Consider the following 19,268-nt stretch of genomic DNA (forward strand, 5'->3'; position numbering starts at 1 on the left):
GGCCTACCTCGCTCCGAAAGGTTTGGGCCGGATGCGGGCCAGCATCGGTGTGAACAGATTGGCCAGCAACACGGCGAAGGGCGCGCCGTCGGGATAGATGCCGTAGATGCGGATGACGGCCGTCAGCGCGCCGGCCAACAGGCCGAACAGGAGCATGGGCAGCACGCGCGATGGACTGGAGGGTTCGTCCGTGGCGGCGAAGAAGGCCACGAAAATGGCGCTGCCCGCCAGCAGGTGGAAGAGCGGCGAGGCATGGGACGCCGGATCGCTCAGCCAATAGATTCCCGTGGTGGCGACCAGACCGGTTAGAAAAGCCAGCGGAATTTCCCAACGCACCCGGCCAAGGGCCAGAAGCAACAGACCGCCCGCCGATACGGCCCAGAGCTGGCTTGCGCCCAGGCCGCCGAGCTGCCGCCCCAGCAGGAGCTGCACGGACGTGATCCCGTCCACGGCCTCGGGGCCGAAGAACTTGAGATGGTGCAGGGGCGAAATCAACTCCGAGGCCAGCATAGAGAACTCGGCGTCCATGGCCTCGGGCCAAGACAAGCGGCACACTGCCCAACCCACAAGGGCCGGACTCAGGGGGCTGCCTCCCAGGCCGCCGAAGATCATCTTGCCGAGCACTATGCTCGACGCCGCGCCCATGACGGCCAGCCACCATGGCGCGGCGGCTGGCAGGAGGAAGGCCAGCACGAGACCCACGTACAGGCAGTGGTAGTCGTCCGCGCTGCTCTGACGGCCCATGAGCCGCTCGCACAAGGTTTCGGTTATTATGGCCGTGGCCCCGCACAAGGCCATGACGCGCACGGCCGGCAGTCCATAAGCCACTGCCGCCATTATCGCGGCAGGAGCCAGAGCGGCGATGGAGGTCAGCATCAGGGAGCGCACGCTGGAGCCGGCGTGAGCAAAGGGCGGAGCCGAGACCGTGAGCACGGGCGCGGCGGTCAGGGGGCGCAGTGCTCCCGCCCCGAGTACTCGCGCCGTTTTATCGGGCGTCAGAGATTGCATATGGCAGTCTCCCGGGTTGTCGGACCAAGTCGTTTTCAAACAGCTCATATCGCGAAGGCCGAGGGAAACAGTCTCCCATCGATCATAATCAGAGGCAGTCCTCGCTTGTGCAATCTCTAGAGCAGATTGCCTTTAAGACGCCCGCTTCGGCGTTGACGGCGCAAGTGAATTGCGCCTACGCCTACGCGGCGGCAAGCCATGCCGACGCACGGCTTGCAGAGCATTTTCAAAAGCAAATGCTCTAATATCAGACTGATTCGGCCACCTCGCGCAACTGCTGCTTGGCCAGGCGGATATACTGCAGCACGGGCCGGTGCGTGGGGCACACGTAGGCGCACAGGCCGCACTCCATGCAGGCGTCGATGTAATTGTCCACGGCCTGCTTGAGCAGCCCGAACTCGGCGCAGCCCGAGAGCAAGCCCGGGTCCACCCTGGATGGACAGATACGCACGCACTTGCCGCATTCCATGCACGGCGCATCGGTTACGGGAGCATGCGCCCCGGCCGGCACTACCGACAAGCCATACACGCCCTTGTCCACGCCTTGCCCCAGGGAGCGGGCCGTGAAGCCGCGAAAGAGGCCGTCCAATACCACCCGGTCGCCGTCCCGAGCATCCAGGCCGGCGGCTGCGAGCACTTCGGACACGGGCGTGCCCACGACGACCAGGAAGTTGCGCTCGCCGACCGTGAGCACGGTCCTGTCGCAGGGCAGACCAGTCTCGGCCACCTGCCCCAGGCAGAACAATTCATGCACGGACAGTGCGGCCACGCCCTCGGGATTCTCCTTGCCCGTCACGGCCTTGATGACCAAGGGGTCCAGGGTCTGCGGGTAGACAGCGGGCACGGATCTGGTGTCGCAGCCCGCCAGCGAGGCGGCCACGCCCTGGCGCAACGCCAGCACGCACACACTTGCGCCCATGACCCTGCGGGCCAGGTCCAGGCCTGCCTGCAGCGTGGGCGCGAAGTCCCGCAAAAGCAGCTCGGCCGAGGTAACGCCCGGCTCGGAGTTGAGCCCGTTGATCACCAGCGTGTTTATTACCGCCAGAGGTGCGATATCCACGCCCAGGCTCCGCAGGACCGCGCGCAACGTGCCGCCCTCCAGCGCCGCGAGGTCGACCGGCTCAGCCCTGGCCTCGCCCTGCGCAACTACGCACACGTTCCACTTGTCCACCAGATCGACCTTGCCGGCCACGGGCGCGTGCGCGTCGCCCAGGCCTGGTTCCAGCGCCTCGGCCACAAGCTGACCCTTGGTCACGGCCTGGCCGCAAGACACTCTAGGAGCATGGCCGGCCAGGGGCACGCAAGCGCGGACCGGCGCCGGCAAGGCCATTGCGGCTGGACCCGGATCCGTTGATGGAGAAAACATCCTGTTCATGGCGATCACCGGATATGGCACTTGTTGCAGTCATCGTCTTTGTAGGGCCCCTGCCGACGCTCCTCGTGACAACTCATGCACTGGTCGTGGAAGGCATTGGTGCGCGTGAGCACCAGTTCCTTCTCGGGGTGCTCGTCATGACATTGGGCGCAGCCGGTGAAGTCTCCGTGCCACTTGGTCATGTCCGCCTCCACATGACAGGATTTGCAGCTTGTCAGGCCGTGGTCGAACATATCCTGATGGCAGCTGGCGCAACGGGTGTGACCTGCTTCCATCTGATCGGGCATGGAGTCACCGCTCTCAGGTTTTTCCTCGGGGTGGCAGCTGCGGCAGGACTGGGGCTCGGGCTCGATGTCAGGGCCGTGGTGACAGGCCTGGCAGTCTCCGCCGGCGTACTCCACATGCTCGTCATGGCCGAAATTCAGCTTGGCGTATTCCAGGTGGTGGCACTGGATGCAGTACGTTTTGTCCGGGAAGGAAGCCACGTGCTGCTTCACATACTGCTCGTCAAAGGCCAGCGGATGGCAGGAGCCGCACGGCAGTGGCTCGGCGCCCTGGGGTGCGTTCTCGTGGTGGCAGGCTTCGCAGGCGATGGCGTAGTCACGATGGTGACGCAGGTGGGTGAAGACCACCTTTCCGCCCGTATTGTCGAAAAGGATGCGTACCGGAAGTTTCTGGGATTCAGCCGGGGTCAGATACCCGGCCACGGCCACGACCAGCAGCACCGCGCATGTGGCGATGATGGGGAAATACTTCCTGGGCAGTCGCATGGTCCCTCGCTTGGGCGCGAAGTGCGCCCGGACCTATGTTCCTCCCGTCCGGAAGACTCGGGAGGGTGTGGGCGGGGCGCCCTTGCGCCCCGCCCGTTCACAACCAGAGGCCCGTTACGGCACCGATGTCGCCGTGACGTTTGCCCATTCAGGCAGCGTATTCAACTCCACGCCCCACAGCGCGGGCATGATGTAGGCGGTAAAGCCCGTGATAAGGATGATGCCTATGATGTTCAGCCACACGCCGGCCTTGGCCATCTGCGGGATGGTCACACAGCCCGTGCCGAAGATGACCGCGTTGGGCGGCGTGGCCACGGGCAGCATGAAGGCGTAGGAGGCCGCCACGACCGCGCCGACGATGGTGGCGTACGGATGCACGCCCAGGGCCACGGCGGACGCGCCCATGATGGGAATGAGCAGCGTGGCGGTCGCGGTGTTCGAGGTGACCTCGGTCAGGAAGATGGTCATGGTCACCACGATGGCGACGAAGGAGAGCATGCTCAGGCCGTCGAGCAGCGTGAGCTGCTGGGCTATCCAAACCGCCAGGTCGGTCTTGGCGAAGCCGTTGGCGATGGCCAGACCGCCGCCGAAGAGCAGGATGACGTCCCAGGGGATCTTGACCGCGGTCTTCCAGTTGAGCAGAAACTCGCCCTTCTTGAAGTCGGAGGGGATGGCGAACATGGCCAGGGCGCCAAGAATGCCGATGGTCGCGTCGGCGATCATCTTGAAGCCCAGGTACTTGACGATGAGCGCCTGGAATATCCACATCAAGGAGACCACGAGGCCCACGTAAACGATGTACTTCTCTTCCTTCTTCATGGGCCCAAGATCGCGCAGCTCTTTCTCGATGATGGCCGCGCCTCCGCCGAGCTCCAGGTTGCCGGTCTTGAACAGCACCTTGGTCAGCAGAAACCAGGTAATGGCCAGCATGATTGCGGACAAGGGCACGCCGTACATCATCCACTCGGCGAAGCTGATGGTCTGGCCGTACAACTTCGCGATCATGCCGACCATGATGACGTTGGGCGGAGTGCCTATGATGGTGGCCACGCCGCCGATGGACGCAGCGTAGGCGATGCCCAGCATGAGGCCTTTGCCGAAGTTGATTTCGCCCGTGGAGCCTCCCACGCGCTCACGCATCTGATCGCTATTCAGGCCGGTTGCTTGCATGACCACGGCCAGACCGATGGGCACCATCATCATGGCCGTGGCGGTGTTGGATATCCACATGGACAGGAAGCCCGTGGCCAGCATGAAGCCGAGCGTCATGCGCGAGGGGCTCGTGCCCACCAGCCTGATGGTGTGAATGGCGATGCGCCGATGCAGGTTCCAGCGCTCCATGGTCACGGCGATGAAGAAGCCGCCCATGAACAGGAATATGAGATGGTCGGCGTAAGGAATTGTGGCTTGCGCCGACTTCATGATGCCCAAAGCAGGGAACAGCACGATGGGCAGCAGCGACGTGGCCGGAATGGGAATGGCCTCGGTGATCCACCAGACGGCCATGAGTACGGTGATGGCTGCCACTTTCCAGGCCTCGGGCTTCATACCCTCGGGCACTGGCAGGAGCAGCATGGCAATGAACAGGATGGGGCCAAGGATAAAACCTATCCTTCGACCTTGACTAGACTCTTTCACGGGACCTCCCCTTGTTTGCCCCCAGAAGGGGGACGTTACATGCCTCACTCCTCTATATTTGCCGCGCAGCCCTCGCGCGACCCGTCCACCGGGCCGCGGACGGGCGCGCGAGGCGCGCGGGTTGTAAAATTACGTTGAAGACAGCCTGGGCTAGACGTCCAGGTTGTACATATCCACGAAGGCCTCGACGCGCTTGCGCGACTCGCCGAGACGCTCGCGCAGGGACTTCTTGTAGGCTTCCATGTCCGCGATGGGCTTGCGGGCCACGCCGGTGTCCATGGCCGCCTGGGCCACGGCCGTGGATTCCCACTCGATGAGCCGCAGGTCCAGCGGCTTGGGGATCACGTAGTCCACGCCGAACTTGAGTTCCTTGACCCCGTAGGCCTGGCAAACGTAGTCGGGCGCGGGCTCCTTGGCCAGGGCGGCCAGGGCCTTGGCCGCGGCGATCTTCATCTCCTCGTTTATGGCCTTGGCCTGCACGTCAAGCGCGCCACGGAAGATGAAGGGGAAGCCGAGCACGTTGTTGATCTGGTTGGGGAAGTCCGAGCGGCCGGTGCCCATGATGGCGTCGGGCCGGGCTTCCTTGGCGTCCGGGTAAGGGATCTCGGGATCGGGGTTGGCGCAGGCGTAGATGATGGGATTCTTGCCCATGCCCTTGACCATATCCTTGCTGACCGTGCCGGCCGCGGACAGGCCCAGGAACATGTCCGCGCCCTTGAGACCTTCGCCCAGGGAGCCGACGTCCTTCTTCTGGGCGAAGAACTTCTTGGTCTCGTTCAGGTCCTTGCGTCCCTCATGCAGCAGACCCTTGGAGTCGTACATGTAGACGTTCTCTTTCTGGATGCCGAGGCTCAGGTAGAACTTGGTGCAGGCGATGGCGCTGGCGCCCGCGCCCGAGACCACGAGCTTCATGTCCTCGACGCGCTTGCCGCTGATCTCCAGGGCGTTGATGAGGCCCGCGCCGGAGATGATGGCCGTGCCGTGCTGGTCGTCATGGAATACCGGGATGTCCATCATGGCCTTGAGCTTCTCTTCTATGTAGAAGCACTCGGGAGCCTTGATGTCTTCCAGGTTGATGCCGCCGAAGGTGGGCTCCAGGGACTTGACGATCTCGATGAGCTTGTCCGGATCGTTGCAGTCCAGGTTGATATCGTAGACATCCACGTCGGCGAAGACCTTGAACAAAACGCCCTTGCCTTCCATGACCGGCTTGCCGGCATGGGGGCCGATGTTGCCCAGGCCCAGCACCGCCGTGCCGTTGGAGACAACGGCCACCAGGTTACCGCGACCGGTGTACTCGTAGACCAAGGACTGATCCTGGTGGATGGCGCGGCAGGCCTCGGCCACGCCGGGGCTGTAGGCCATGGACAGGTGCTTCTGGGTCTTGCAGGGCTTGATGGGCACGACCTCGACTTTGCCCTTGTGGCCCTTGGAATGGTACTCCAGCGCTTCCTGCTTCGTGTAAAGAGCCATCATATCCTCCCAGTGTTCATGTGTGCACTCGCGCGCGACAAACCTATCCCAGCCTGGCCTACTCCAGCCCGGCGGCCTTGAGGTCCGGCTTGGCGTACAGTTCCCCGCCCTGGCAGTCATTGATGACCAGCAGCGGGAAATCCTTGACACTCAACTCGCGGATGGCCTCGGGGCCGAGTTCCTCGTAAGCGATGACCTTGGCCGCCGTGATGCACTTGGAGAGCAGCGCGCCCGCGCCGCCCGTGGCCCCGAAGTAGGCGGCCTTGTGCTCGCGCAGGGCCTGCTTGACCTCCTCGCTGCGCTTGCCTTTGCCGATGGTGCCCTTGAGGCCCAGGCCGTGCAGGCGCGGCGCATAGCTGTCCATGCGGTAGCTCGTGGTCGGCCCGGCCGCGCCGATGGGCCGCCCCGGAGGCGCGGGACTGGGACCCACGTAGTAGATGAGTGAACCCTCCAGCCGGAAGGGCAGTTCGTCGCCCTTGTCCAGGGTCTCCACCAGCCGTTTGTGGGCCGCGTCGCGGGCCGTGTAGATGGTGCCCGTGAGCTTGACCACGTCTCCGACCTTGAGCTTCTGGATGTCAGCGTCGGTCAGAGGCGTCTTGAGCGAATATTCCGCCATCAGATCTCCACCTCCTGGTGTCGGGAAGAGTGGCACTGGACGTTGACCGCCAAGGGCAGGCTGGCCAGGTGGCAGGGGCGCATCTCGATCTTCACGCCCAGGCAGGTGGTCTTGCCGCCGAGGCCCATGGGGCCGATGCCCAGCTTGTTCACGGCCGCAAGCAGCTCCTGCTCCATGGCCGCGATCTTGGGATCGGGATGGAGCGCGTCCAGGGACCGCATGAGAGCCTTCTTGGCCAGAATGGGCGCATAGTCGAAGGTGCCGCCCACGCCGATGCCGAGGATGGTAGGCGGGCAGGGGTTGGGACCGGCCTCGGCCAGGCGCTGGATCACGAACTTCTTGATGCCTTCCCAGCCCTGGGCCGGGGCGAGCATGGTCACGCGGCTCATGTTCTCCGAGCCGCCGCCCTTGGCCATGAAGCTGATCTTGAGCTTGTCGCCGGGCACCATGTCGAAGTGCACGATGGCCGGCGTGTTGTCGCCCACGTTCTTGCGCGTCATGGGATCGCAGGAAGACTTGCGCAGGAAGCCGTCCTTGTAGCCCTTGCGCACGCCTTCGTTGATGGCCTCGCGCAGGTTCATGCCCGTGACGCGCACGTCGTCGCCCACGTCCACGAAGAACACGGCCAAGCCAGTGTCCTGGCACAGCGGCAGGCCGGTCTCCTCGGCCAGCTCGTAGTTCTCCTTGAGCTGACGAAAGACCTCCTTGGCCGCCGGCAAATCCTCGGCCGCGGCGCAGGCGTCGAAGGCGCGCTTGACGTCGGCGGGCAGATAGCGGTTGGCCTTGATGCACATGTCGGCCACGGTATCGATGATCTGTTGTGCGGGAATCTCGCGCATCATCTCCCCCTTACTTGAACAGCCGCTTGAGCGCCGTAATGCCCATCCTGCGACGCAGGAAACCGAGCTGGTTCTGCAGCGGCAGTCCCTTGGGACATACGTCCTCGCAGGCCAGCAGGCCCATGCAGCCGAAGATGCCCTCGTCGTTGCCGATGATCTGGTAGTAGTCCTTGTCCGAGCGCTGGTCGCGCGGGTCCACCACGAAGCGGGCGATGCGGTTCAGGCTGGCGGCGCCCAGGAAATCGGGACGCAGGCGCGCCGTGCCGCAGGCCGACACGCAGCAGCCGCACTCGATGCAGCGCTCGAGTTCGTAGACCTGCTCGGCCACGGCATTGTCCATGCGCTCCTCGAGCGCCGCCGGGTCGAAGGCCTTGCTGGTGTGCACCCAGGATTCGACCTTGTCGTACATCTGGCGGAACCAGACGCCCGTATCCACGGACAGATCACCAACCAGCTTGAACACTGGCAGGGGCAGAAGCGTGATCTCGTCCGGCAGTTCCTTCGTCTTGGTCTTGCAGGCCAGGTTGGGCCTGCCGTTGATGACCATGGCGCACGCCCCGCAGATGGCCGCGCGGCAGCAGAAGTCGAACTGCAGCGACGGGTCCTGCTCTTCGCGCAGGCGGTTGAGGGCGATGAACAGGGTCATGTTCTCGGTCTCGTCCAGCACGTACTTTTGCATGTGCGGAACGGACGCGGGATCTTGCGGGTTGTAACGGAATATCTCGAACTGAAGGTTTCTGGCCATCGTCGGCTCCCCTTAGTTGGCGGTCTTGGCCTTGGCGGCTTCAGCCGGCTTCGCGCCCGGCTTGATGGTCAACTTGGCGATCTTCTCCGCGTCGGCGGTGATGATCTTGCCTCCGCCGTAGCCGCGCTCGCCCGGGGGCAGCTCGTAATACGGGGTCGGATCCTCGTACTCCAGACGCGGCAGGCGAGCGCCCTCGGGCCAGTAGGCCAGGGTGCGCTTGAGCCAATCGCGGTCGTTGCGCTCGGGGTAGTCTTCGCGGGTATGCGAGCCGCGGCTTTCCTTGCGCTCCAGGGCTGCCTTGGCGATGCACAGGGCGAGCTTGACCTGGCCCTGGATCTTGAGCGCGGCGGACAGCTCAGGATTGGCGCCGATGCCGCTGGACTGGAGGCCGACAGCCTTGGCCCGCTCCATGACTTCCTGCAGCACGTTCACGCACTTCTCCAGATCCTTGCCGTTGCGGAACACGAAGCAGCCGTCCATGAGCGCGTCCTGCATGGCCTCGCGGACCCTGTAGACGTTCTCGCGGCCGTTCTTGCCCGCGATGAGGGCGTCGATGCGCGACTGTTGCTTGAGCAGGGCATCGCGGATGGTCTTGGTGGGGAAGTTGACCTCATGGCCCTGCAGGAACTCGGCGATCTTCTTGCCGATGATGCCGCCGGCCACGACCGTCTCGGCCAGGGAGTTGCCGCCCAGGCGGTTGAAGCCGTGCATGTCCCAGCAGGCGGCCTCGCCGGCCGAGAACAGGCCCTTGAGCCCGTAGGCCGCGCCATCCTTGTTCGTGCGGATGCCGGACATGGTGTAGTGCTGCGTGGGCCGCACCGGGATGAGGTCCACGCGCGGGTCGACACCCAGGAAGTTCTGGCAGATCTCGTCCACCTCGCGCAGCTTGGTGGATATGTGCTTGTCGCCGAGGTGGCGGATATCGAGCCACAGGTGCTCGCCGTAGGCGCTCTTGACGCCCTTGCCGGCGCGCATGTGCTCGGTCATGCGCCGGCTGACCACGTCGCGCGAAGCCAGCTCGGCCTTCTCGGGCTCGTAAATCTGCATGAAACGCTCCTTGTTCACATCAAGGAGCGTGCCGCCGTCGCCGCGGCAGCCTTCGGTGACCAGGATGTCGGTGGGCACGATGCCGGTCGGATGGAACTGGATGGCCTCGGGGTTGCCGAGCGGCACCAGGCCCGTGTCCATGGCGATGGCATGGCCGCCGCCGTCGCAGATGACCGCGTTGGTGGTGGCCTTGTAGATGCGGCCGAAGCCACCGGTGCAGATGGCCGTGGCCCGCGCCACGTAAGCCTCCAGCACGCCGGTCTTGAGGCAGCGCACCACCGCGCCCAGACAGTTCGCGCCGTCGTGGATGAGCGCTATGGCTTCCTTCTTATCGAAAACATTGATTCCGAGCTGGGCGCAGCGGTTGTCGAGGGTGCACATGACCGCGTGGCCCGTGCCGTCGGAGGTGTAGCAGGTGCGCCACTTGGCCGTGCCGCCGAAGGCGCGGGCCGTGATGAGGCCCTCCTTGTCCTCCTCCTCGATCTTCTCGAACTTCTCGCCGCCCTTGAAGAAGGTCGACTTGCCGGGCACCACGCGGTTCCAGGGCACGCCCCAGAAGGCCAGCTGGCGCATCTCTATGGGCGCGTTATCCACGAACATGCGCGCCACTTCCTGGTCCGCGCCCCAGTCGGAGCCCTTGACCGTATCGGCGAAGTGCACGTCGGGACAGTCGCCCTTGCCCATGGCGCAGTTGCCGAGCGCCGCCTGCATGCCGCCCTGGGCAGCCGATGAGTGCGAGCGCCGGGCCGGCACGATGGACAGCACGTTGACGCCGAAGCCCGCGCCAGCTGCCTCCACGGCTATGCGTTCGCCGGACAGTCCCGCGCCGATGACCAGCAGATCGGAAAAATAGGTCTGCATGATGTCTCCCCCCTATTCCGCCAAGACGGTGGCCAGGGTTGCGAAGCGGATCAGGGTGATCACGCCGATGGTCATGAACAGGGCGAACAGCCCATATTCAAACTTCTTGCCCATCGCGCGGTTGTCGCTGCGGATGAAGCCCCACTTGACGCCGATGCGGTAGAAGCCCACGGACACGTGCAGCTCCACCATGGGCAGCAGCACGGCATAGAACACGAGCCAGAAGCCGCTCTGCACGCGGGCCGCGGATTTCTGAGCCGTGATGGGCAGGTCGTTGAGCACGACCCACATATGGATTGCGCCGAGAATGAGAATGATCATGGCCGAGACGACCTGCACCAGCCACAGCCAGGTGTCGCGGTGCTTGAGCATCAGGGCGTGGTCGGCCATCAGGCGCTGGCCCTCGAAGCGGAAGGGAATCTTGCGCGCCGCGAGTACGAAGTGCACCAGAAAGGCCAGAAAAATGAGCGGCCCGCCCACCTGGGCCATGTAGGTGGATTCGAAGAAGTCGGCGATGGCGTTCATCACCCCTGGGCCGACGATCACCGAGGAGACCAGCACCATGTGCGACCACATGAAGAGCACCAGCCCCAGTCCGGTAAGCATCTGCAGCCAGTCATAGTAGGCGTCCCTGCGTGTGGGGCGCGCTACGTGGGCCGTAACATAAGTGGACATGAACGAACCTCCAGCTTGCGGCGCGCTACGCCGCGTTGAGCGAAACGGGCCAGGCCCGAGCGCCACCCTGCGGGATGGCGCGGACATGCGTCGCGGTTTGGGCTAGGTCTAAACGCCTACACCCAAGCATTCAGTGCGGACCATGAAGCCTGGCCCGCGTGTCGCGCCCGGCGCCGGCCATTTCGGTCGGCAGCGCCGCGGCAGCGATATCGCACGGGCCCGCGCCCGCACGAAGCGATGCGTGCACACTCGGATTACGGTCCGCGCGGGCGGCATGCGCCTGGCACGGATCGAAACGTTCTGGATACAGGGAATTCGGTGAAGATGAATTTGTGGATGGGATATAAAGGAAGAGAGGAAATTCAACAGATGAGCCAGGAGACGCGCGATTGAGCAAGCGAGCCTTGTCAGGTTGATGATCGGCCTGTCCGTCCACTGGCCCAACTGGTGCACCCACAGGCGTTTAGACCTTCTTGTGGGGCTTGCCACTTGGGCTTTGCAGACGAGACCGCAGTTGTCGCTCGCGCACATATCGCCTCCTGGCGACAGGCAGAGTTGGCCGGGAGCATGCTCCCGCGAGTGCCCCAAGGGCATCGACCATGGACAATATTGTTAACTTGCTTACAAACTTGTCACGGTAAAGGGGGTATACCCCCGCCTGATTGATTCGTCAATCAAGATTTGTTAGGCTATTTCAACTTACCTGAAATTTTCATTTTCAGGCATGGCCAGCGGCAAGCCGTATACACATTGCGCGCTTCAGGCCTCAAGCGTATGCATTAGGCGCTAGCACAAAATGAATAACGACGTAAATACATTATCGACAAATGTGAACTTGTTCACATGAATGGTAAGTCAATGCCACTGACCGAGTCTAACCCGCCACTCACCGAAGCCGCCGCAAGGCAGGAAAACTCCATGCCCAAGAAGACGGCCATCCTGCACTCAGCACAGGAAGTTTTCGGCCAGCACGGTTATTCGACCACGACCATGAAGATGGTCGCCGAAAAGGCCGGCGTGGCCTTCGGCCTAGTTGCCCATTATTACGGCAACAAGGAAAGCCTGTTTATCACCGCGGGCTTCTCCATGATCGACGACCTGCTGGCCACTTTGAGCCACAAAACGCGCAAGGCGCGAAGCGGCCTGGACGGCGTGCGCCTGTTCGTGGAGAGCTATCTGACTTTCACCCAGGAGCACCGCCGGACCTTCCCCGTGCTCATTCGTTGCTCGCCCTTCAGCGACGTGGAGCTGCCTGCGGAGCGAGAGCGCATCGCCGAGAAATTCCTGGAAATCATCCGCGCTCTCCAGGCTTTCGTACGCCGGGGCCAACAGGACGGCTCCATCAATCCTGAACTGCCCGAGGCCGAGACCGCCTTTCTTATCTACTCCAATATAGTGGGCGCAGTGCGCACGACCATGATCACACCCTACAACGTGCCCGGCCTATACGCCGAGACCGTGCGCTACGTGGTGCGTTCGCTAAGCGTCGCGGCCGAGAGTTCCATACCGCCATTTCTGCGGCCCAGCAGCTTGGTGGATTAAGAGGAATCCGCGCGAGGACAACACATGACCAGCCCCGCCAAGCCGCGCCCGCAGTCCATGCCCGCATTGCTGACGGGCTTGGCCTTGTCCGGCCTGGCCGCGGGCGCATTCTCCTTCGCCTACCCGCTCACGGCCGCCGGTCTCGCCTCCGCGCCCCTGGCTCCGATGGATGGCGCGAGCTGGATTGGAGCGGCCTTTTCCATTTATTTCCTGGCCAAATTGGCAGCAGCACCCGTGATGGGCTGGCTGGCCGACCGCATGGACGGCTACGGCCGGAGCGGAGCATCCATGGGCACGCTCATGGCCCTGGCCTGTGTATTTGCCTCGGCCTTGCCTCTGCTCTTCCAGGCGGCCAGCAGTGTCGGGAAAGCCCAGCTGGGGCTGCTGCTGGTACAGGCAGGCCTCGGGCTGTGCGCCGGAGCCAGCAGGCCCCTAGCCTTGGCGGCGGCAGCCGGGCCAACCTCGGCCGCGCCTGCCGGTCGACGCCTGGCGCAAGCCGCCCTGGCCAACCAACTGGCTTTTCTCCTGGCGCCTCTCCTGGGCGGGCTGATCCTGGCCGGACGGGATATCCAAGCCGTGCTGGCCTTCCTGTCGGTCGGCATGCTTGCGGCGGCTCTGTTTTTCTTCCTGGCCTTGCCGCGCTGCACGCGCACATTCAGACCGCCCATTCCCGGCACTGCAGCAAGCCATCCCGACCCGGTCGGGCCACGGCTGCTGCCCGCGCTGCGTGCGGCCCTGGCCGACCCGCTTGCCGCCAGGCTGCTGCCCGCCGTGGCAGGCCGGGCTCTGGGCATCGCGGCTTGGGCGGCATTCCTGCCCATGTTCCTGACCTCCAGCCTGCCGCGCGATCCACTGCTCTTCGGCCTGCTCTTCAGCTTGCCCAATCTTGCGGTCTGCCTTGGCCTGCCCTTCACTGGCCGGCTGGCCGACGGTCCGTACGCCCTGCGCTGGGCGGCCGGCGGCATGCTTATCAGCGCCCTGGGTCTGTTGGCCCTGCCGCTGTTGCCTTCCACAATCTGGGCCGTGGCCATCTCCGGCTTGGCCGCAGGCTTGGGCTCGGCCGCTTCGCTGCCCGCATCCTTGGGACTTGCCGCATCCTCTGGACCAGACCGGGCCACGCACATGGCCGTGTACCAATCCGCTGCCAGCCTGGGGTTCGTGGTTGGGCCTCTACTCGGCATTCTTGCCGTGCGCGCCTTCGGCACGGCCGAGGCCGCCCTCGGCTTGGGCGGGTTGTGCGGCGTCCTATGCTGCCTTCCCCTGCTCGCGGGAACTCTGCCTGTGGCGACGCGCAGCCCGGTCCTGGCCGGCGCCGTGGCCCTGGTCCTGATTCTGGCCGCCATTCCGCTGCAGCGAGACGCACACCCGCCCGCAACCGGTCTGCCTTCGATCCGCAACGCCGCTGCCGCAAGCATAAGCGGCATACCATACCAGTATGCCGACTTGGCCATGGGCACCATCGTCCGCCTGAGCCTGGAAGCTCCCGACAGACACGTGGCCGATGCCGCGGCGGATAAGGCCTTCGAACTTATTCGCATCATGCAGGCCGATTTGGACCTGCGCAATCCGCACGGCTCCGTAGGCCGCGTGAATTTGAATGCTGGCCGCGCTCCGGCGCAGGTCAGCAGTGAGGCCTATGGCGTCATCGAGCGCGGCCTGGCCTGGGGCAGGCTCACTAGCGGCGCCTTCGACATCAGCGTGGGAGCCGTGAGTCGTGTCGCGGCCTACTGGGGGCTGGACCCATGGTATGCGCGGGCGCAACAAGGGCTGGTGGACTACCGCAAGGTCGTGCTGGACCCGGTCAAGCGCACGGTGTTTCTGCCCGAGGCCGGCATGGCCCTGGACCTGGGCGGCCTGGCCAAGGGAGCGGTCATCGATGCGACAGTGGAGCTGCTGCGTCGCTCGGGTGTTGCGGCGGGCATCGTGGAGGCCGGTGGGGACATGTACTGCTTCGGAACGCGCGCTTGGCGCGTGGGCATCGAGAATCCGCGCGGTCCCGGTCTGCTAGGCTCGGCTCTGCTGCGCGAGCGCGGCATATGCGGCTCGGGCGACTATCGTCGCTTCGCGTCTGGCGATGATCCCAGGAGCCAGGGACGGCGTCATCACGTTCTGGACCCGCACAGCCTGAGCTCGGTGTCGGGTAGCGCGGCCGTAACGGTATTTGCTGAAAACGCCGAGACGGCCGACGCCCTGGCCACGGCCTTGCTCGTCCTTGGCCCAGAGCGCGGAATCGAGTTCCTTAGCCGGGAGCTCGGCGCGGCGGCCTTGTGGGTGCATGATGATCTCACCTTGATAGCCTCGCCCGGTTTCCCCGAAATGTTGTCTTCGCCTGTCAGGTGATTCCCGGCAGGCGAAGACTCCCGGCATCTCGTCAACGCGGCGTGAGGCGGTCAAGACACAGGCAAGGGCGATATCATACCGAACTCGGCCCCTTGGCTCCCGACCGCCAGGTGGTCAGGCGCTCGTGGGCCTCATCGCTGGCGATAAACATGAAATCGGAATCCGGACGGCATTGAAAGCCAAGCTTTTGGTAATGCGCCTTGAGTTTGGCTCTGCTTGTGTCCCAGTCTCTAGGCAGCAGGTCCATGCGCAGGCGAATGTCAAAACTGGCGCTGCCTTTGCTGAACTGAAGCGGATAGACCTTGAGGATTGCCAAGTCGCAATTCGCGCGAAAGCTCCTGAGCGTGTCGGCCAATGCGCGAAGCGCCAGATTCCTGCCCCTGTGCTTGTGATAGACGGCGATCTTATCAATCACGATAAGGTTGCCCCGCTCAAGGAGCTTTGCCAGCCCGACGTCCAAGCTCGCACCCCGTCCGTAGAGATGCTCCCATATCTCCAGGGTGTTCCGGTCGTGCGCGAACACGGCTCGCCTGTCGACACCTTCCGCCGCAGCACGCTGCAGATCGAGAATGGTCGCGGTCAGCCTTCCGGCCTCCTCATATTGATCATCCAGATTTAGGCTTCTGATCGTCCCGCTGATCTCCCTGCGCAGGTGCTCCGGCGCCGCTTTGGACGTGAGACTGCTGGAGAGCTTGTATTCCACATAACTATCGAACACGCCGCGCCTCCTTGACGGAACACGCCGCCACACCCCTCTGACCGGAATCACTGTCACTGCCGTTTATCCTGCTCAAGGCTCTGGAAAGAGAGAATAGCCGGCAACCCCCAGACATCTCCCCTGCCGGTCGCGTAATTGGCTGGAGGTCCGCTGCGCCTTTAGAGCATTTTGCTTTTGAAAATGCTCTGCAAGCCATGCGTCGGCATGGCTTGCCGCCCCGCAGGCGTAGGCGGAATGTAATTCCGCCGTCAACGCCGAAGGGAGCGTCTGAAATGCAAAATGCTTTAAGAACTGGGGACTCCTGAGCGCCCCGGTGAATGCGCCATTTCCACAATGCATCCCGTACTGGCCGCGCAGTCCCGATGGGCGAAGCGCATCCTTCCATGCGGCCGTTGATGATTCTCAAACAGCCAATAATCACGGCAACCTCCTTAATGGGTAAAAAAAGCCCCATGTCCGAGAGACATGGGGCCGACAATCCTTGTATGTGAGAGATGAAGACAACTACATGTCGCGCCCCGAAGATGCTCTACGGACGTAATTATGCGAAACGGAGCCTTTGGCGGCACACCTCGCAAAAAGGTATATACCCTTATGGATACGCGACATATAATGCTCTGAAAAATTAAGTTTAAGCAATTTTGTGTTTGATAAACAAATTTATTCTATACAAAAGAAAAAAATTCGCAACACCATTCGCCATGACATTCTTGCTTTCCTTCCGATGAGTTTCTCTTGTGGATGAACCACTATTCCAGACGGAATAGTTTCGATAAAATGGGACGTTCTGTTCGTCTCCTCAAATGAGGGTTCTGCTCTGGACGCTTCTCCCGGCCCCGCGCACGGTTTTGCAGGAGCAGGTTTGTCCTTGCAATTTCACCTACTTTTAGCTAGCAATTATTTAATCCTTGCGGGGATTACCCTCCATAAAATCCGGCTAAGGTTTACCCTCCCCTTGGCCGGATTTTAGTCCCAAGCGACCCGACCGCTTCATCGAAAAATTGCCTCCAAAATCCACTGAACTCCCCGTCATTGCAGCCGCTTACCTCTGATTCGCGCCTGAGCTTCCGCCCAGCCGCTTGATCCTCGCGTTCAAGGGCTCGTAGCTTTCCTGCCAGCGACGCTTTCGCCGGGCAGCATGCCCTCGAGGCTGCCACACGCCGCCCAGCCGCAAAGCATGTGGCGTTCCGTACATCCGCAGACTGTCGGACGCCCTTGGACACTAGAATCAGGAATGGTCCTGCACTCCGCCTCCCCGGTTGCGAGTATGCTGGCATGCGGAACCATCTGCAACGATACAGGAGGCCGCGTGCGATACGAGCAGTTCGTCGAGTCAGTCAGGGAAAGGGCAGGCATCGAATCTCGCAGGGAGGCGGAACAGACCGTGGAGGCCTTTCTGGGCACATTGGGCGAACGCCTGCCCAGAACCGAGCGGGACGGCCTGGAAGCCCAGCTGCCCAACCAGCTCAAAAACATGTTTTCCTGTGATCGGGGCACGGACCGCTATGACCTGGAGGAGTTCTACAACCGCGCCGAGAAGCGCATGAAGATCGGCTATCCCCAGGCCCTGGAGCGCTGCAAGGCCGTGGCCGGAGTGCTCAAGGACGCCGTGTCCGAAGCCTATATCAAAAAGGTTCTGCACGGCCTGCCTGCCGAGTACGAAGAGCTCTTCGGCATGCGCGAGCCTGGCCCCCTCTCCCCGGGCACGCCGGAGGGAGATCGTGGACATTGAAGCAAGGCGGCTTTCCGCCCGAACCGCCGTAGTCGCCGGCACCCTGGGGCTCATGGCGGCTCCGGTCGTGGTCATCCTGCTCGCGCCCGAGGCCTTCCTGCTCCTCTTCGCCGGCAGCTTGCTGGCCATCTTCATGATCGGCTCGGCTCGCATCGTTGAAGAACACACCCCATTGTCCTACGGCTGGTCACTGCTCGCCACCCTGCTCATGTACTTGACCATGGCGGCGCTCCTGGCCCTGCTGCTCCTGCCGCGTGTGGCCGAGAGCCTAACCGAGCTAGGGGAGCAAATCCCCGAGCGCATCTCGCAGGCGCAGGACACTCTTTCGCGAACGAGCCTGGGCCGAGTAATACTGCGCGAAGCGGACAAGGCCACGGAAACCGAACGCATACGCAATCAACTGGACGAGATATGGAAGCGCTCGGCCGGGGCGATCTCCTCTGCGGCGGGTGCCCTGGGAAGCGGCGTGATCATCCTCTTTATCGGAATCTATCTCGCCGCCATGCCCAAGGCCCATCTTCGACTGCTGCGACGATTCCTCCCGGAAAGCGGGGCTCGCAAGGCCGAAGAAACCATGGGCGAAATGGGTTCCGTGCTGTGGCGCTGGCTCATGGGTCGCCTGCTGGAAATGACCATGGTCGGCATCCTTACTTGGCTCGGCCTGCTCCTGATCGGCTTGCCGATGGCACTCTCGCTCGGGTTCATAGCCGGCGCGTTGTCGTTCATTCCTTACCTCGGCCCCATTCTAGCGCTGCTTCCCGTGACCCTCGTGGCTATCTCCGAGAGCCTGCCCATGGTCCTATGGGTCCTGGGCATCTTCTTCGTGGTGCAGGGCGTGGAGAGCTACCTGCTCACCCCGCTCATCCAGAAACAGGCCGTATCGCTGCATCCCGTGGCCATTCTCATGGCGCAGCTCGTAATGGGCAGCCTATTCGGCATCCTCGGCGTGGCACTGGCCACGCCGCTCACGGCCGTGGCCATGACCATGGCCGAGTCTCTGACTCCGAAACCAGGTATTGGCGGATAAGCAACCAGACGCAAGCTCATTAGACGCACACCAAATCCATATAAGAGGATCAAGCCACACAAGTCGACACGCTACCAAATGTTGAGTGAAAGCAGTTTCTAGTATTACGGTAATAATATAGAAAGAAACAACCAGACACTTCTTTCGATATGCATTAGTTGTGCAAGCAGTATAAAACGACTCAGGATCATTTCCTACATGAAATAAAGTATCCGTCCGACAGCTTTTCCAACCCGCCCTTTGCTACATAATCAACCAGCCTGAGTCTGTCCAAAATCCAGGCAGACCTGGGCGACATGCAGACAGCGAATGTTCCGCCCGACTCCCCCCCCGGGTGGAATAACACCCCCCCCCCCACCCCCGGCAGCCTCATGCTGCCGGGGACTTTTTCTCGATGTCGCCCGGAAATGTCCTACCGGCAATAACGCATCCCCCCTACAGCGTATTCTTAATAATCCAAATACGCTGACAGCCTGAGGGGGATATGCCTTATCCGGCAAGGAGGTAGCATATGGCACACTTTGACGGCGGCGCCGAACTTCTGATCATCCTGCTATCCATTCTGGGTCTGTATCTGATTCTGACGGCCGGCTTGGTAATACAGGACATGCTCGGCCGCAGACACGACCGGAAGAAGTTTAACACATACAGTTCCGGCAACACCGCGTCTCACATCACCGGAGGGCCATAAGCCCAGTTTAGGTTACTTGTCGAAAGACAGGCAGCTTTGTCATAAGAACCTGCCGCCATGATACGCCATTGTTTGCCTTGAGTACGCTGCCAACATTCCTGCAAGAAATGCCTTCCCTTGCAATTGGCCCTGCAATCCAGTCCAGCCGGTTGCGGCCCAGACGGACTGGTG

16 protein-coding genes are annotated in these 19,268 nt (G+C 62.7%); 5 read left to right on the forward strand and 11 right to left on the reverse strand.

What is annotated here, in order from left to right:
* Nucleotides 1-3 precede the first annotated feature (3 nt).
* The 10 genes from H585_RS0105570 to H585_RS0105615 all read right to left on the reverse strand — a co-directional run bounded on the left by H585_RS0105570 (nucleotide 4) and on the right by H585_RS0105615 (nucleotide 11,047).
* On the reverse strand, nucleotides 4-1,008 hold the full coding sequence (locus tag H585_RS0105570; RefSeq protein WP_014259794.1) for an RnfABCDGE type electron transport complex subunit D: 1,005 nt from the start codon (nucleotides 1,006-1,008) through the stop codon (nucleotides 4-6).
* A gap of 247 nt (nucleotides 1,009-1,255) precedes the next feature.
* On the reverse strand, nucleotides 1,256-2,383 hold the full coding sequence (locus H585_RS0105575; protein WP_027367101.1) for an electron transporter RnfC: 1,128 nt from the start codon (nucleotides 2,381-2,383) through the stop codon (nucleotides 1,256-1,258).
* Nucleotides 2,384-2,388: 5 nt separating this feature from the next.
* Nucleotides 2,389-3,153: a cytochrome c3 family protein gene (locus tag H585_RS0105580; RefSeq protein WP_014259792.1), complete on the reverse strand. Its 765-nt coding sequence runs from the start codon at nucleotides 3,151-3,153 to the stop codon at nucleotides 2,389-2,391.
* Nucleotides 3,154-3,267: 114 nt separating this feature from the next.
* Entirely contained in the window at nucleotides 3,268-4,791 is a 1,524-nt protein-coding gene (locus H585_RS0105585) for an SLC13 family permease (RefSeq protein WP_027367103.1), read from the reverse strand.
* Between the two features lie 150 nt (nucleotides 4,792-4,941).
* On the reverse strand, nucleotides 4,942-6,264 hold the full coding sequence (locus tag H585_RS0105590; protein WP_014259790.1) for a malic enzyme-like NAD(P)-binding protein: 1,323 nt from the start codon (nucleotides 6,262-6,264) through the stop codon (nucleotides 4,942-4,944).
* Nucleotides 6,265-6,322: 58 nt separating this feature from the next.
* Entirely contained in the window at nucleotides 6,323-6,880 is a 558-nt protein-coding gene (locus H585_RS0105595; RefSeq protein WP_005988735.1) for a Fe-S-containing hydro-lyase, read from the reverse strand.
* Nucleotides 6,880-7,719 carry a fumarate hydratase gene (locus tag H585_RS0105600; protein ID WP_014259789.1) on the reverse strand — a complete coding sequence of 280 codons (840 nt, stop codon included), beginning with the start codon at nucleotides 7,717-7,719 and terminating at the stop codon, nucleotides 6,880-6,882. Before H585_RS0105600 ends, H585_RS0105595 begins: the two co-directional genes overlap by 1 nt.
* 10 nt (nucleotides 7,720-7,729) lie before the next feature.
* Nucleotides 7,730-8,464, reverse strand: coding sequence for a fumarate reductase iron-sulfur subunit (locus tag H585_RS0105605; protein WP_014259788.1), 735 nt, complete (start codon nucleotides 8,462-8,464; stop codon nucleotides 7,730-7,732).
* Nucleotides 8,465-8,476: 12 nt separating this feature from the next.
* A complete protein-coding gene (locus H585_RS0105610) occupies nucleotides 8,477-10,372 on the reverse strand; it encodes a fumarate reductase flavoprotein subunit (RefSeq protein WP_027367104.1) in 1,896 nt (631 codons plus the stop codon).
* A gap of 12 nt (nucleotides 10,373-10,384) precedes the next feature.
* On the reverse strand, nucleotides 10,385-11,047 hold the full coding sequence (locus H585_RS0105615) for a succinate dehydrogenase/fumarate reductase transmembrane subunit (protein WP_014259786.1): 663 nt from the start codon (nucleotides 11,045-11,047) through the stop codon (nucleotides 10,385-10,387).
* 918 nt (nucleotides 11,048-11,965) lie between these two features.
* Here H585_RS0105615 and H585_RS0105620 point away from each other — a divergent pair.
* A complete protein-coding gene (locus tag H585_RS0105620; protein ID WP_034627259.1) occupies nucleotides 11,966-12,589 on the forward strand; it encodes a TetR/AcrR family transcriptional regulator in 624 nt (207 codons plus the stop codon).
* Nucleotides 12,590-12,613: 24 nt separating this feature from the next.
* On the forward strand, nucleotides 12,614-14,929 hold the full coding sequence (locus tag H585_RS0105625) for an MFS transporter (protein WP_027367106.1): 2,316 nt from the start codon (nucleotides 12,614-12,616) through the stop codon (nucleotides 14,927-14,929).
* A 73-nt stretch (nucleotides 14,930-15,002) separates the two neighbouring features.
* Here the strand turns inward: H585_RS0105625 and H585_RS0105630 are convergent, their stop codons facing one another.
* Complete coding sequence (locus H585_RS0105630) at nucleotides 15,003-15,647, reverse strand: hypothetical protein (RefSeq protein ID WP_014259783.1); 645 nt, start codon at nucleotides 15,645-15,647, stop codon at nucleotides 15,003-15,005.
* A gap of 1,309 nt (nucleotides 15,648-16,956) precedes the next feature.
* Here H585_RS0105630 and H585_RS0105635 point away from each other — a divergent pair.
* The 3 genes from H585_RS0105635 (at nucleotide 16,957) to H585_RS0105645 (ending at nucleotide 19,097) form a co-directional block, all read left to right on the forward strand.
* The gene (locus H585_RS0105635; RefSeq protein WP_014259782.1) at nucleotides 16,957-17,379 is read left to right on the forward strand and encodes a DUF2267 domain-containing protein; all 423 of its coding nucleotides are present in this window, start codon (nucleotides 16,957-16,959) and stop codon (nucleotides 17,377-17,379) included.
* Nucleotides 17,369-18,406 (forward strand): AI-2E family transporter, encoded by a 1,038-nt coding sequence (locus H585_RS0105640; protein WP_027367107.1) that lies wholly within the window; start codon nucleotides 17,369-17,371, stop codon nucleotides 18,404-18,406. Before H585_RS0105635 ends, H585_RS0105640 begins: the two co-directional genes overlap by 11 nt.
* A gap of 511 nt (nucleotides 18,407-18,917) precedes the next feature.
* Nucleotides 18,918-19,097: a hypothetical protein gene (locus tag H585_RS0105645; protein ID WP_014259780.1), complete on the forward strand. Its 180-nt coding sequence runs from the start codon at nucleotides 18,918-18,920 to the stop codon at nucleotides 19,095-19,097.
* The last annotated feature ends 171 nt before the right edge of the window (nucleotides 19,098-19,268 follow it).

Origin of the sequence: Desulfocurvibacter africanus subsp. africanus DSM 2603 (genome assembly GCF_000422545.1) — a bacterium.
Taxonomy (GTDB): Bacteria; Desulfobacterota; Desulfovibrionia; order Desulfovibrionales; family Desulfovibrionaceae; genus Desulfocurvibacter; species Desulfocurvibacter africanus.

Bases quoted from the DNA above. Each gene is read 5' to 3' on its own strand.
- H585_RS0105570 (WP_014259794.1), bottom strand. From the start codon at position 1,008: ATGCAATCTCTGACGCCCGATAAAACGGCGCGAGTACTCGGGGCGGGA.
- H585_RS0105575 (WP_027367101.1), bottom strand. From the start codon at position 2,383: ATGAACAGGATGTTTTCTCCATCAACGGATCCGGGTCCAGCCGCAATG.
- H585_RS0105580 (WP_014259792.1), bottom strand. From the start codon at position 3,153: ATGCGACTGCCCAGGAAGTATTTCCCCATCATCGCCACATGCGCGGTG.
- H585_RS0105590 (WP_014259790.1), bottom strand. From the start codon at position 6,264: ATGGCTCTTTACACGAAGCAGGAAGCGCTGGAGTACCATTCCAAGGGC.
- H585_RS0105595 (WP_005988735.1), bottom strand. From the start codon at position 6,880: ATGGCGGAATATTCGCTCAAGACGCCTCTGACCGACGCTGACATCCAG.
- H585_RS0105600 (WP_014259789.1), bottom strand. From the start codon at position 7,719: ATGCGCGAGATTCCCGCACAACAGATCATCGATACCGTGGCCGACATG.
- H585_RS0105605 (WP_014259788.1), bottom strand. From the start codon at position 8,464: ATGGCCAGAAACCTTCAGTTCGAGATATTCCGTTACAACCCGCAAGAT.
- H585_RS0105610 (WP_027367104.1), bottom strand. From the start codon at position 10,372: ATGCAGACCTATTTTTCCGATCTGCTGGTCATCGGCGCGGGACTGTCC.
- H585_RS0105615 (WP_014259786.1), bottom strand. From the start codon at position 11,047: ATGTCCACTTATGTTACGGCCCACGTAGCGCGCCCCACACGCAGGGAC.
- H585_RS0105620 (WP_034627259.1), top strand. From the start codon at position 11,966: ATGCCCAAGAAGACGGCCATCCTGCACTCAGCACAGGAAGTTTTCGGC.
- H585_RS0105625 (WP_027367106.1), top strand. From the start codon at position 12,614: ATGACCAGCCCCGCCAAGCCGCGCCCGCAGTCCATGCCCGCATTGCTG.
- H585_RS0105645 (WP_014259780.1), top strand. From the start codon at position 18,918: ATGGCACACTTTGACGGCGGCGCCGAACTTCTGATCATCCTGCTATCC.